This window comes from Malacoplasma penetrans HF-2 (genome assembly GCF_000011225.1).
GTDB lineage: Bacteria > Bacillota_I > Bacilli_A > Mycoplasmatales > Mycoplasmoidaceae > Malacoplasma > Malacoplasma penetrans.
On record NC_004432.1, the window covers coordinates 355,293 to 369,091 of the forward strand.

General features: G+C 25.0%; 12 protein-coding genes. 6 read left to right on the top strand and 6 right to left on the bottom strand.

Annotation, left to right across the window (positions count from 1 at the left end):
* Positions 1–210 precede the first annotated feature (210 nt).
* The 3 genes from MYPE_RS01410 to MYPE_RS01420 all read left to right on the top strand — a co-directional run bounded on the left by MYPE_RS01410 (position 211) and on the right by MYPE_RS01420 (position 4,518).
* Positions 211–3,582: a lipoprotein 17-related variable surface protein gene (locus MYPE_RS01410; protein ID WP_011077098.1), complete on the top strand. Its 3,372-nt coding sequence runs from the start codon at positions 211–213 to the stop codon at positions 3,580–3,582.
* A gap of 240 nt (positions 3,583–3,822) precedes the next feature.
* Positions 3,823–4,002, top strand: coding sequence for a hypothetical protein (locus tag MYPE_RS01415; RefSeq protein WP_011077099.1), 180 nt, complete (start codon positions 3,823–3,825; stop codon positions 4,000–4,002).
* Positions 4,003–4,059: 57 nt separating this feature from the next.
* Positions 4,060–4,518 carry a hypothetical protein gene (locus MYPE_RS01420; protein ID WP_011077100.1) on the top strand — a complete coding sequence of 153 codons (459 nt, stop codon included), beginning with the start codon at positions 4,060–4,062 and terminating at the stop codon, positions 4,516–4,518.
* Between the two features lie 60 nt (positions 4,519–4,578).
* On the opposite strand, the gene glyA is transcribed toward MYPE_RS01420, so the two are convergent.
* Both glyA and thrS read right to left on the bottom strand, forming a co-directional pair.
* A complete protein-coding gene (gene glyA, locus MYPE_RS01425; protein WP_044891230.1) occupies positions 4,579–5,817 on the bottom strand; it encodes a serine hydroxymethyltransferase in 1,239 nt (412 codons plus the stop codon).
* Between the two features lie 125 nt (positions 5,818–5,942).
* On the bottom strand, positions 5,943–7,643 hold the full coding sequence (gene thrS / locus MYPE_RS01430; protein WP_011077102.1) for a threonine--tRNA ligase: 1,701 nt from the start codon (positions 7,641–7,643) through the stop codon (positions 5,943–5,945).
* Positions 7,644–7,760: 117 nt separating this feature from the next.
* On the opposite strand from thrS, the gene MYPE_RS01435 reads away from it, so the two are divergent.
* From MYPE_RS01435 to MYPE_RS01445, 3 genes are read left to right on the top strand one after another with little or no spacing between them, the layout of a single operon-like run.
* Positions 7,761–8,651 carry a DegV family protein gene (locus MYPE_RS01435; RefSeq protein ID WP_011077103.1) on the top strand — a complete coding sequence of 297 codons (891 nt, stop codon included), beginning with the start codon at positions 7,761–7,763 and terminating at the stop codon, positions 8,649–8,651.
* A gap of 19 nt (positions 8,652–8,670) precedes the next feature.
* Positions 8,671–9,342, top strand: coding sequence for a hypothetical protein (locus MYPE_RS01440; protein WP_011077104.1), 672 nt, complete (start codon positions 8,671–8,673; stop codon positions 9,340–9,342).
* A 15-nt stretch (positions 9,343–9,357) separates the two neighbouring features.
* Positions 9,358–10,080 (top strand): IspD/TarI family cytidylyltransferase, encoded by a 723-nt coding sequence (locus MYPE_RS01445; RefSeq protein WP_011077105.1) that lies wholly within the window; start codon positions 9,358–9,360, stop codon positions 10,078–10,080.
* 39 nt (positions 10,081–10,119) lie between these two features.
* Here MYPE_RS01445 and ruvB read toward each other — a convergent pair whose 3' ends face one another.
* The 4 genes from ruvB to MYPE_RS01465 all read right to left on the bottom strand — a co-directional run bounded on the left by ruvB (position 10,120) and on the right by MYPE_RS01465 (position 13,582).
* Positions 10,120–11,088, bottom strand: coding sequence for a Holliday junction branch migration DNA helicase RuvB (ruvB, locus tag MYPE_RS01450; protein ID WP_011077106.1), 969 nt, complete (start codon positions 11,086–11,088; stop codon positions 10,120–10,122).
* Positions 11,054–11,713 (bottom strand): Holliday junction branch migration protein RuvA, encoded by a 660-nt coding sequence (gene ruvA, locus MYPE_RS01455; protein ID WP_011077107.1) that lies wholly within the window; start codon positions 11,711–11,713, stop codon positions 11,054–11,056. The genes ruvB and ruvA overlap by 35 nt, the downstream gene beginning before the upstream one ends.
* A gap of 151 nt (positions 11,714–11,864) precedes the next feature.
* Positions 11,865–12,128 (bottom strand): HPr family phosphocarrier protein, encoded by a 264-nt coding sequence (locus MYPE_RS01460; protein WP_011077108.1) that lies wholly within the window; start codon positions 12,126–12,128, stop codon positions 11,865–11,867.
* A gap of 116 nt (positions 12,129–12,244) precedes the next feature.
* Complete coding sequence (locus tag MYPE_RS01465; RefSeq protein ID WP_160162148.1) at positions 12,245–13,582, bottom strand: phospholipase D-like domain-containing protein; 1,338 nt, start codon at positions 13,580–13,582, stop codon at positions 12,245–12,247.
* Between the last annotated feature and the right edge of the window lie 217 nt (positions 13,583–13,799).

Below are 13,799 nucleotides of genomic sequence, written 5' to 3' on the forward strand. Positions count from 1 at the left end.
ATTTAAACAAACTATAAAAAAATACAGTTAGCTAAAACTAATAAAAAAGTATTGAATAACTTTAATTGTTATCAATACTTTTTTATTTTTAAACTAAATATAAATGTTCTTATGAGATTAATCACACATTGATAATTCTTGGCATGGCTATTTGATAATGAAATTTAAAAAACTTAAAATATAAAAGTATGTAAAAAGGATAAATTTATCATGAGTAAACTATCTAAAAAAATAACTCTATCTGCAATTACTTCTGTTTTAAGTATTGCAACAGGATTATCTATTGGATTACCAATTTCAAATAATTCATTAAAAAATTCTTCTATTACAAATATTTCAAGTAGCAATCAATCAACTACTGCTAGTAAGTTAGCTCCATCTGAAGCTAATGATCAAAATGCTAATCTTTCAACAAGCAATGGTCCTATTACTTTTTTAGGAAACAAAATTACAGCACTAGATTGATATGGTAATAAATTGTGAGAAAAAGATTTATCAACTTTAATACCAGATTACAATGGTAAAGTTTCTACTGATGGTTCAGCAACAAATTATGATAATGGACCATGAAAACGTGCTTGATTTAACTGAGACTATAATAGAAATACTGATTTATTATGAATAATAGGATACTGATCTCCTGTTACTAAAAAACAACCATTATTAGGAATAAAAGCTTCTAGTGGAGATATTCAACACAACTATGATATTGATTACCAATCTTATACATCAAGTTTGGGAGCAACTACTACAGGAACTGCTTATCGTTTTGTTTCAGCTTTAGCATCAGGAAAAGTAATGATATATGGTGGTGCTGCTACTGCATATAATGGGAAGGGATTGTTATTTAATCCTTCAGATTCTACACTTACTTTACTAAATGGAAATTCTGCAACTGAAAGCATTTTTCCACCTAATGACTCAGAATATGGAACAAAGTATAGATGATATTTTTTCAATTTAATTCCTATTGGAAATAATAAAAATTTTGTTGAAGTTCTACCATTTTCTAGAGATGCAACAACTGGAGATGCTGGTTATCCTAATGCAAATTACAATGTTTACTTTTTACTAGTTGATGATAACTTAAACCTAATTGAAACTACTGGCACTTGATCTAAATTAGTTAAAGTAGCAGATGGTATGCAAAATTATAGAAACACAAAGATAACTCCACAACGTGATTACTATACAATGCTAGATGGTAAAGTAGTAACAGTTGTATATAATACTGCAATTGTTATTAATGCTACTGGAAATAGTATCAACTATGGTACTTATCCAATGTCTGAAGCTAAATGAATTAAATCTTGAGCATTTGATTCAAACCAAAATTTATATTTTAAATTTAAAGATGAATCTACAATTTATAAAGTTTCTGGATCTGCTTGATCTTCATTAAATAACAATACAAGTTCAGCAATTGCTCCTAATACTTATTTAGATTTAGCAGGTATTCCACAAACTAAAGACTATGCTAACAATCTTATTATCTACAATGTTTATGGTTATACTGGTCAATTAATGATGGTTAACTCTAAGTACAATGAAAATGTTGATACTAGTAACTCAGGAATAACTGAAGATGCAAACCCAGATAAATTGGGATTAGCATTAGCAGTAACTCAAAATGCTAATAGTCAAAATCAAGGGGATTACAAAGGTATTTTAAATGGAGATGATAGTATTCAAAAAGCATCAGATTTTGAATTAAGTCAATCTGCAATTGATTCTAAAATTCCAAGTGAAATTACAAGAAGTGATATTAATACTTTAAATAGTTCTTTCTTAAAAAATGCTTCAGATTTTACTATAACTAAAATTGATGATGCAAATGGAACAATTGAAATACAATGTAACCTTTATCAAATTCCGTGATTTGCTTCTGAACTTCCAAGCAATATTACTCCTAGAGTTGTTACTCATCAATATACAACAACTAATAAAATTAACAATAAGATTTCATGAAAAACACTATCTGAAACTACAGATTATGACTTCTTAAATATGAAACCATCTAAAATTGCTGTTGATGATGTTACCAATTTAGATCCATTTCAAGTTTCTTTCCAATCTCAAATTATTACTACTGCTCAAGGACAACAACTTTATCCTAAAAAAACATATAGTGTATCAGATCCAAATGATACTGCTGGAACAATTAAAGTATCAGTTAAATATGAATATGTTCCAATGGGATTAAGTTATTCAACTAATAATGTAAAATCATATGAAACAAATTTTACATATACAGTATTTAAATCTACTGATACTCCTGCATTTAGATTTACAGGACAAACTACATCTGGTAGTAGCGCTTCAATTGATGTTTCAAATGTTGCTGAACTTAAAAACTTATTAAATGCTAGTACTTTACCTTCATCTTTTAATTACTTGAATAGTTCTACAGATTCTACTAATTCAGCATTTTTACAATTTATTAATACTGCAAATAGTAAAGGTTATCCAATTTCAAAAATGAAATTCACTGTAACTGCAGATGATGTTGCTGGAACTCTAAAAATAACTGCTACAATGCCTGCAAGTTATTCTCCAAAAAATTCAGAAGAAACATTCACTGTAACTTATACAAATTTAAATAAAGCTGCAAATTATAAATTTAATTTTAAAACTAGTTCGTCTTCAATTGGGTCTCAAAACTTTAGTACTTTATTGCCATCATCAATTACTGATGGAGATATCATTAATAACTTGATTGAATATCAAGGATTTAATTCTAATGACTTTACAATTACTAAAACTGCAAATGATCAAAATGGAACTTTATTAGTTCAAATATCACTAAATAGTAGTTATGCATCTGCAATTGGTAATGGAAATGCTGGTTTTAAAAATTATAGTGCTACTCATACATTTACAGGGTTTATGAATGAAGATCAATATAATGAAAGATTTAATGTTGAGTTTGTAGATGATAGTAGTGAAGTATTGATTGATTTAAAGCAAATGCAATCTTCTCAAGTGTATGATACTTTAGTTACAAAAAATACTTCTTTAACAGTTGGGAATACTACATATAACAATTTAAAAGAATTGGTAGAAAAACTATTAATTACTAAATTAGGTTCATTAGTTCCAACAGGATGAAAAGATAATGCTTCAATAGATGTTGGAATGTATTATGATAACTCTCAAGGAACAGCTAGTTTTTATGTTAATATTCCAAAAAGCTTAATGGCTGGTGCTAATAGTGATTTAAATTTAGTTGCTAATTATACAGGTTTTCTAAAAGGAAATGCTGTACAAACAAATGATAATTTATCATTTGTTTCAGATAATATGCTTAAAAACTACTTAATTAGTAAAGGGTTTGTTACAAAAGAACAATATGAAGCTTTTACTGCAGCTAGTTTTGCTGAGTGATTAAAAGAAGATAATAATGCTATTAAATTAATTACATATAAAACTGGACAATATGAACAACTATTAAATGATCCTACAAAGTATTCAATTAATATTGTTGCTAATACTACTCAAAAAACAGTATCTGTTTATATTCATTTCAATGGAATTACAGATTCTAATTCACTATCTGAATATTCTGTAGTTTATGCTATTTAAAATTTCTTATTTGTAAATAATCAAAAGACCTTTGTGTAAAAGGTCTTTTTTTATTTAATTAATGTTTTTATAAATTATTGTTTGAATGAAAAATTAAATATTTTCAATTTGTATTATTAAAAATTTAAAATGTTTATCATAAAGTAAAAAGTGCTTAAGTAAATAATAATAATATAGAGTTGTAAGGATATTTAAATAAATGGTTTTACAAATTATTGAGTAAACTTTAGGGTTCTAAAAATGAGTAAAATAAGAAAAATTAGAAAATGGTATTTCTTTGTTCCTTTAATTTATGTTGCTCTATCAAATGTTTCATTAATACTAGCTATATTTTCACTAGCATCAATATTTATCACATCAACTTATAATTTTACATTAGTCTTTTTATTTGCTGGTTTATCTGTAATTTGATTGTATTAATTTTATCTTTCTAATAAACATTACAAACTTGTAGCTGGTTCATTTAAAGCTACAGTAATGTATGAGTTTTTAAATAAACAAACAAAACTATTTTTATTTTCTTTAATTTATTTTTTTAAAAATAAAAAAGATATTAGAAGTGAATATGAAAATAAATTCACAGAAGAAAGCTTGAATAAATACTATGCAATTGATAATATAAATTATCAAAAAGACATCTTTTTGAAAACTGTCTATCAAAATGCAGCAATTATGGTTTTTGGATTTTCACTAGGTTTTATTTTGCATACTACTGCATTTAACAATGATGTATTAAAGCCTTTAGTTACTGATTTAAATTCAAACTTAGTTTTATTCTTATGCTTATTACTAACATCTGGAATAGCTTTTATTTCTTGTTTAATTAATAGCATTATATTAAGTTACAAGATGTATAAAAAAGGATATTTTAATAAAAAAGAAATGAAATTAAATTGTTTACCTTTTGTTAACTGAATTTCTGTTTTCTTTATTTAATAGTGCATTAAAAAGTAAAAATCCTAATAGTTTATTGCTATTAGGATTTTGTTTTATTTACTAATATTTAATATCTTGGTAAATAGGGAATTTTTTAACTAATAAATCTACTTCATTTCTAATTTTATTAATTGTATTAGGATTACCTTTTGATTCTATAATTTCATGAATTCATAAACCAATTTGTTTAAATTCTTTAGTAGTAAATCCTCTTGTAGTCATAGCAGCAGAGCCAATTCTAATACCAGATGGTGATTTGGCAGAATTAATATCATATGGAATTAGATTTTTATTAACAACAATTTTTGCTTGTTCTAATCATTGTTCTACTAAGTCTCCTGTGATTTGTTTAGATGAATATAAATCAACACTTAATAAATGATTATCACTTCCATCTGCAATAATCTTATACCCTAGTTCTTTTAGTGTTTGAGATAGGATTGCAATGTTATCAATTACATTTTTTATATATGTTTTAAATTCAGGTTTACTAGCTTCATCAAAACATAAATATTTAGCAGCTATTACATGCATTAAAGGTCCACCTTGACTTCCAGGGAATACTGCACTATTAATCTTTTTAATTAACTCTTCATTATTTGTTAGTATTAATCCACTTCTAGGACCTCTTAAAGTCTTGTGAGTGGTTGTTGTTACAATATCTGCATATGGTAATGGATTAGGATGATATCCTGCAACTATTAATCCAGAAATATGAGCAACATCTGCTAATAAATAAGCACCAACTGATTTTGCTATTTCTCCAAATTTTTTAAAATCTACAACTCTTGAATAGTTTGATGCTCCACAAACTATTAATTTAGGTTTAACTTCTTGTGCTTGTTTTAAAATTGCATCATAGTCTAAACATTGAGTTTCTTTATCTACACCATAGTGATCTGCTTCATATGTTTTACCTGAAATATTAACTTTAGAACCATGTGATAAATGTCCGCCTTCATTTAAACCCATAGCAAGAATTTTATCATTTGGTTTTAATACAGATAAATAAGCTGCAACATTTGCTTGAGTTCCAGAGTGTGGTTGAACATTTGCAAATTTAGCGTTAAAGATTTCTTTTGCTTTATCAATTGCTAATTGCTCAATTTGGTCTGCATATTCACACCCTCCATAGTATCTTCTGTTTGGATATCCTTCACAATACTTATTTGTAAACACACTTCCTGTAGCTTCTAAAATTTGTTCACTAACATAATTTTCAGAAGCTATTAGTTCAATGTAGCCCTGTTGTCTTTTAAGTTCATTATTCAATATTTCTTTTAGTATTAGATTTTTCATATTTCCCCCATTTGATTGTTTTATTAAAAACACTATATAAATAATATATTTAATATTTAAGTAATAAAAATAAATTAAAAAAACCTTATGCATTTGTTCATAAGGTTTTTAAAAAAGTTTTAATTTTATTCTTTTTTTAACTTTTTAATGAAATCTATAAATTCATTAAACTTTAATGTTGTTGAATTTTCTTCAGAATATTTTCTATATGTGATTTCATTATTTTTAATTTCATTATCACCAATTACTAATTGGAAAGGAATTTTAGAGATTTGAGCTTCTCTAATTTTCTTAGCTAACCTTTCATTTGAATCATCTAGTTTTACTCTAATGTTATTTTCTTCTAATTCAGAAGCAATTTTTTTACAGTAATCTAAATGAATGTTGTTATTAACTGGAATAATAGAGATTTGTACTGGTGCCAGTCAAAAAGGTAATAAACCTTTTGTTTGACTTAATAGTGTTGCAATAAATCTTTCATAAGTTCCAATTACACCAAAGTGAATTAATACTGGTCTTTTCTTAGTGTTATTTTCATCAATATATTCAACATCAAATCTTTCAGGTAATAAGAAATCTAATTGAATTGTAGAGATTGTAATAATCTTTCCTAAATTTGTTTTAACTTGGAAATCTATTTTAGGTCCATAAAACGCTGCTTCCCCTTCAATTTCCATAGCTTTATAGTTAAGTTTTTTAAGGATATCTCTTAATTGCTTTTCAGATGATTTTCACATTTTGTCATCATCATGATACTTAACTTTATCTTTTGGATCTCTTAATGATAAGTCAACTCTATCAATTTTAATATTCATTCTTTTGTGAACAATCTTTAATATATTGTTAAGTTGTCTAATAACATCTTCAATTTGATCTGGTTTAGTAATAATATGGCAATCAAATAATTCCATAGTTCTAACTCTTTCTAAACCAATTAATCCACCAGATGATTCATATCTATGTAATTTTGAATCTTCACAAATTGCATAAGGCAACTCTTTATAAGAATGTGGTTTTAAATTGAAGTAAGTTAAGTGGTGAGGACATGTCATTGGTCTTAACATGAAAGTTTCATTATCAACTTCCATTGGAGGAAAGTTGTTTTCTTTATAATGTTCTCAGTGACCAGACTTAATATATAGTTCTTTACTTCCAAGAATTGGAGTATCAATAAATAAAAATTTTTCTTTACTAAAGATACTTCATAAGAATTTCTTAATTTCTTTTTTAATTATTTCACCATTTGGCAATCAAATTGGTAACCCTTGTCCAATATCATTACTGAAATCAAAAATCTCCATATCTTGACCAATTTTTCTATGGTCTCTAGATTTGATTTCTTCCATGTATTTGTCTCACTCTTCTAATTCTTCTTTAGTAGTGAATGCTACACCTGAGATTCTTGTTAATTGATCTAAAGAAGCATTATTTTGTCAGTAAGATCCACCAATGTTAGTTAATTTAAAAATCTTAACTTTATTAACATTGTCTTCTATTTCAAATGCAGACACATTTTCAAAATCTTTTCCAATTTTAATAAATGTACTTTCTTTGTTTTCTTCTTTGAAAACTTTTTGATATTTGTTAATAGAATTTAATGATTTAATTTCTTCTATTTTTTCTCCTGAAGAAATAACTTTTTTCATTTCTTTTTCTATTTTGCTAAAATCCTTAGATGAAATTGATTGACTAGTTTTGAATTCAATAAAAAAACCATATTCCAACATTCCAGAACTTGCTATTTCAAAATCATCTTTAAGAATTCTTTGAACTGCTTTAAAAGCTATTTGAGCAGCTGTATTATTTAATTTAATATTTTGTTTCATAACTTATTTATTTTATATAATTTTTATAGTCTGATATTTATTATAATTTTTAATGGTTTAAAATAATAATTAAAAATATAATATTATTTACAATAATAGGTAAGGTTGGTTAAACATATGCAAAAAAATAAAATAGGCTTTATTGTTGATTCTGCTATTGGTCTATATGGTAAGGAAATAGAGTCTGACAATGTGAGACAAGTGACCTTCAATATTACAGATAAAAATAACGTTGAATACAATGATGATAATACTGTTCTAAATGCAGAAAGAATTTTAGAAGAATTTGATAAGGGTAACAGTTTTAAAACTAGTGCTGTTTCTCCGGGTAAAGTAATGGTTGCTGTTGAAGAACTATTAGAAAAAAATGATAAAGTAATTATCTTTACAGCATCCTCTGGTTTATCTAGTTTTCATGACAACATTTTATATTTTGAAGAAGAATATAAAGATAAAGTATATGTTGTTGATACTAAAGAAATTGGATATGCTATTGAAGTATTATTCAAATCAGTTAAAGAAAAATTAGAAAATGGTGAAGATTTTTTTGAAGTATTAGATTATTGTAAAGAATTTTATAAGTACAATTACACATCTTTTACTTGTGAAAATTGATCTTCATTAGTAAATAGTGGTAGAGTTCCTAAAAGCTTATCTAAATTTTTAAATGCTTTAAAAACTAGACCAGTAATTAATTTTGATGTGAAAAACAAATTGGGTGGAATTGTAAAATCATTTGAAAGCTCAGTTGAAAAAATATTAAATCAATTTAAAAAAGTATTTGGTAATGACGTTTTTTCAAATGTTGAGTATGTTGTTTTCTACAATAATAAAATTGATGAATCTAGAGCTTCTTATATTAGAAATAAAATTAATTCTGTTTTTTCTATTCCTAAAGAAAAAATTATTGAAAAATTTGTTCCTAATCTTGTTTTAGTTTACACAGCAAATGGTTCATTTGGATTACACATAAGATGTAAAAATAAATCAAAAAATAGAGATGAATAATAATTAGAGAAGAATAATTATGGATAAAGAAATAGAAATCAACATTGCTGAAACTAGGGTAAAAAGGTATAAGCAATATCGTAGAAAAATTAAAAGTGATTACTATAATTTTGTTAAAAAGAATTCCAAAAATGATGAAATAAAAAAGATTGAAAAATCTATTGGAAAAATTAATAAAGATTTAATCATTAATGATTTTAGTTCTAGGTTGTTTTTAGATTTCTCAAGTAATTGAACAAATGATGACGGTTATGTTGTTCAAATTAAAAACTACTTAGATATTGTTAAAGTTAATAAATTTAATGAATTACTAAGTAAAGTTGATTCTATAAAAAATGATATTGATATGGAACCATCATTTGATATGAAGGGTAATCTTTCATTGGTCTGATATAAGCAAGATCCTAAGTATTTTGAATTAGAAAGAATTAGAGAATGATTGCAATTCATGATCAAAGAAAAAGAACAAATTATTAGTAATGTAAAAGAAAAAATCTTTTCTTTTAAAGATGCTTTTTATAGAACTAGTGATCCTGAAACAATTGCATCTATTATGCCTTCAAATATTAAGTTCACAAAGATTGCAGGATCTGATAAAAACAAAAAAATGTTCACAATATTTTTATGGTCTTTTTTTGGTTTTGCATTTTTATCTATTTTCTTTTTAGTTTTATTTTTGGTAATTAAATAATTAAAGTTAAAAGTTATGAAAAATAATCAAGTTTATGCAATTTTATTAGCTGCAGGTAGTGGTAGTAGAGTTAACTCAAATATTCCTAAACAATATATTGATTTAAATGGTTTACCATTATTTTTTTATTCTTTAAAAACGTTTGCTAATTTTGATTTAATTGATAAAGTTGTTTTAGTGGTTAATCATAGCTATAAATATGATGTTGAATCACTTATAAAAAAATATGAGTGAAAAAATAAAGTATTTATAGTAAATGGTGGAGATACAAGACATTTATCTATCATTAATGCTGTTAAGTTTTTAAAGAGCATAAAAATAAATAGTGATGACATTGTATTAACACATGATTGTGCTAGACCATTTGTTTCAACTGACATCATTAAAAATAATATAGATTATATTAATTCAAGTAGATGTGATGTAGTAAGCACTGGAATAGTTCCAGAAGATACTATTGGAATAACAGATAATTCTAATTTAGAAAAAATATTAAATAGACAAAAACTATTTATAGAACAAACTCCTCAATCTGCAAAATATAAGATTTTTGAAGAAGTGTATTTTGGTAGTAATTTAAGTGATAAAACTTTAGAAACATCGACAGATTTTTGTAGCCTTGCATTACTGTGCAATAAAGATGTCAAATGTGTAATAGGAAATAAATTCAATTTTAAAGTTACAACTGACTTTGATTTAGTTGTGGCAAAAGAAATAATAAAAAATAAACAATTATAGTTTTTGCAAAACTATTAAATTGTTTATTTTTTTATTTATTTAATTATTTGTTTTATCTTCAACTGAAGATTTTTTATTGTTCTTTATAAGGTTATTTGTTGTCAGAAAATTTAATCCATTATCAGTAAGAATTCTTCCATTAATTGTCTTTGAAATGAAATTATTTTTAATTAGAAAAGGTTCAATTTTTTCTATTATTGTTTTTTCATCAACATTAAGAATTTGAGATAAAGTTTTTAAACCTAACTTTGTATTTTCATATATACACAATAAATAAGATAAATCTATTTCATTTAATCCCTTTTCATAAACACCTATATTTTTTAAAATTGTTTCTGCAGTATTATTAGATGTCAATGAATGGTCTAAATATCTAGCTAAAATCCTTTTAGCAATTCTAGGAATTCCCTTAGAACGGTGTGAAATAATTTCTAAGACTTTTTTATCCACTTTAATATCACACTGTTTTAATGAGAAATCTAGAATTTTATATATCTCTTTTTCTGTGTATTCTGAAATGTTTATAACTATTCCAAATCTTTCTTCAAAAGGTGCAGGTAAATTTCCTAGTTTTGTAGTTGCTCCTATTAAAGTAAATTTTGGGATAGAAACAGTTGTTAGTTTTTTATTGAAATCTTTTCCTATCTCAATATTAATTTCGAAGTCCTCCATAGCTGAATAAAGTAATTCAAAACATTTTGGATTAATGGAGTGAACTTCATCTATAAAAATAATGCTATTTTCATTAAGTGAATATATTAAATTTAGAATATCTGTTTTCTCTTGAATTTCCGGACCTTGAACTATCTTAATGTTTTGAGATAATTCATTTGAAATTATTTTAGCTAATGTTGTTTTTCCAACACCTGCAGGCCCATAAAATAAACAATGATCTAAACACTCATTTCTATTTTTTGAACTATCTATATAAGCTAATAAATTATTTTTAATATTGTTTTTTCCACAAAAATCTTTAAGATACTGTGGTCTTATTTGTAACAGCTTCATCAGAAATTATTTTAATTGCTTGTGATATTAAATCACTAATCTGATCTTCACTAACATTTGATAATTGTGGAATTAATAAATTAATAGCTTTTTCTATCATATTCTTCTTATAACCAAGTGCTTTTAAAGCAGATACTAAATCTGGAACAGGGTTGTATGAATTACTTTGCTGATTTATACTACTATGATTTACATCATTGTTATACTCACTTATTCTTTCATTTTTTAATTTATAAGATAAAGCACTGACAATTGATAATGCTGTTTTATTTGTAAATCCTTCCAGTACTGATAAAGATTCAATGTCTTCATTTCTGATTAATTCTTTTAACAAGTTTAAATCATTCCTTAAAATGGTTAAACTAGTTTTTGGTCCAATTCCATTTACAGTTAATAAATTTTCAAAGAAAATTTTTTCCCTTAAGGTTTTGAACCCATAGTATTCAAATAAAAAATTATTTTTATTGTTTTGAAATATTTTTGTATAAACAAAGATTTTAGCTGAAGAATTCTCTTCAAATATGTTTGGATCACTCATAAACAATTTATAACCTTTAAAGTTATTTTCTAAAATTAAATAATTATTGTTTTTGTATGAGATTTTACCAATTATGTATTCAATCATTTTTTGATCTCCTTTTTTATGTCTCTATTATATGTATGTAAATTTTTGGGGTGAATGTCATAAAAAAAAGAGAAAAAATTTTAAAAAAGTTATTAAAAATAAAAAAAATAACCAATCATTTGATTGGTTATTTATCCTTTTAAAAAACTAATTAAATTAATTTTTCTTCTTCCATTACTTTTTTAATAGCTTCAATAGCTGCATCTTCATCTGCACCATCAACGGCAATTTCAATACTGTTTCCCTGTTTAGCTGAAAGAGCCATTAAGTTAATTACAGATTTAGCATTTGCTGATTTTTCTCCATTTTTAAAAGTTACAGAAGATTGGAATTTAGCAGCAGTACTTGAAATCATTGAAGCTGGTCTTGCATGAATTCCAATTGGATCAATAATAGTTACATTAATTGATTTCATATTTATCGTATACCTTTCTTTATTTACAATTTATAAAAGTTATCTACTTATAAATAATATTATACTCTATATTAATTTAGCATATTTTGATATAAAAGTATTTAATTTTAAATTCATTAAAGTAAAGGTTTAATGATATTGATTATGCTATTATACATTTTTTGTCTTAAATTAAACTTACTATGTAAGTAGTGTAATGATATTAATCTAGAGTTTTTTTGGTCTTTTAAAAAGATTTCTTTCATTTGATGATTAAAGTCTTTTGAAATAATAGAAATAGCAGTTTCAAAGTTAATCACTAAACTTCTATAGTCTAGATTATTACTTCCTATCAGACATTGGTCATCATCTATTATTACTGCTTTTGAATGCATAAACCCATAGTATTCAAAAATTTGTATACCTGCTTTCATAAATCTTTCATATGATGATCTATTGCTTGTAAGAATAAACTTTTTATCATCTGGAAAATGAGGAACCATAATTCTTACATCAACACCTTTATGGCTAGCAAAAATTAGATTATTTATAATTTCATTAGGAATTAATAAATAGGGAGTATAGATTCAAATAGTTTTTTGGGCTGATGAAATTTTTGACATTAGTATTTGTTGATAAACATACAAATCAAATTCTGGAGATGAGCTTATAGCTTGGCAAATATCTTTATTTTCTGCTTTGTGGATTTTATAGTTTTGATAAAACTTTGAATCAAAATTCTTTTTCTTTTTATAGTTAGTGTAGTTAATTCAGTCATTACAGAATCTTAAGTTTAATGTATTAACAACTTCACCTTCAATTAAGAAATTTAAATCTTTTCAGTTATCATATGATTTTTTTAAGTTTAAATATTCATCACCAATATTTGAACCACCTGTAATACAAAATTTGTTATCTACAACCACTAATTTTCTATGACTTCTAAAATTTGTGATTGAAGTATATTTGTTAAAAGTTTGAGGGTTAAATTGTTCAACTTCAATTCCATGTCTTTCTAAGAAGTTTAAATTTGATTTATTAAATCTTTTATGGCTTCCAGCTCAATCATACATGAATTTGATTTTTACACCCTGACTTGCTTTTCTTACTAGTTCATTCATTAATAGATAGAACCATAAACAATCAGAAATGATATAAAACTGAATGTGAATAAATTCTTTTGCTTCTCTGATGATATCAATTGTTTCTTTGAATAAATCAGATTGGTCAAGAATTGTGATTTTATTATTTTCATAGATTGGTGAATTCATGTAATTAAAAATGAATTTAAAATCTGAATGTTTATCACTTTCCTGTTTTGCCAAAAAAGAATGTGTGAATGAGTAATTTTCATTTTCATTAAAGTGATGTGATGATATTTTAATTTCATTTGAATTTTCTATTTTAAAAGGAATAATCCCAAATATATAAAAAGCAAATATTCCAATTACAGGGAGTAAATTAATTACAAACATTCAACAAACTTTCACATTTTCAATCCTTCTTTTGTTATTAAGAAGATAAAAAGAAGTTAAATTGTTAACAAAGTAAACTGCAAATAGTAAGATAAACCAATAGTTTGGGTTTGTATTATTGTTTAATGTATCTAATATAAAAAATATAAGTAAACCAAAAAATACAAACATTAAAACAGTTGATGTTAAGGTAATAAAAAAAATCTTTTTTCTATCC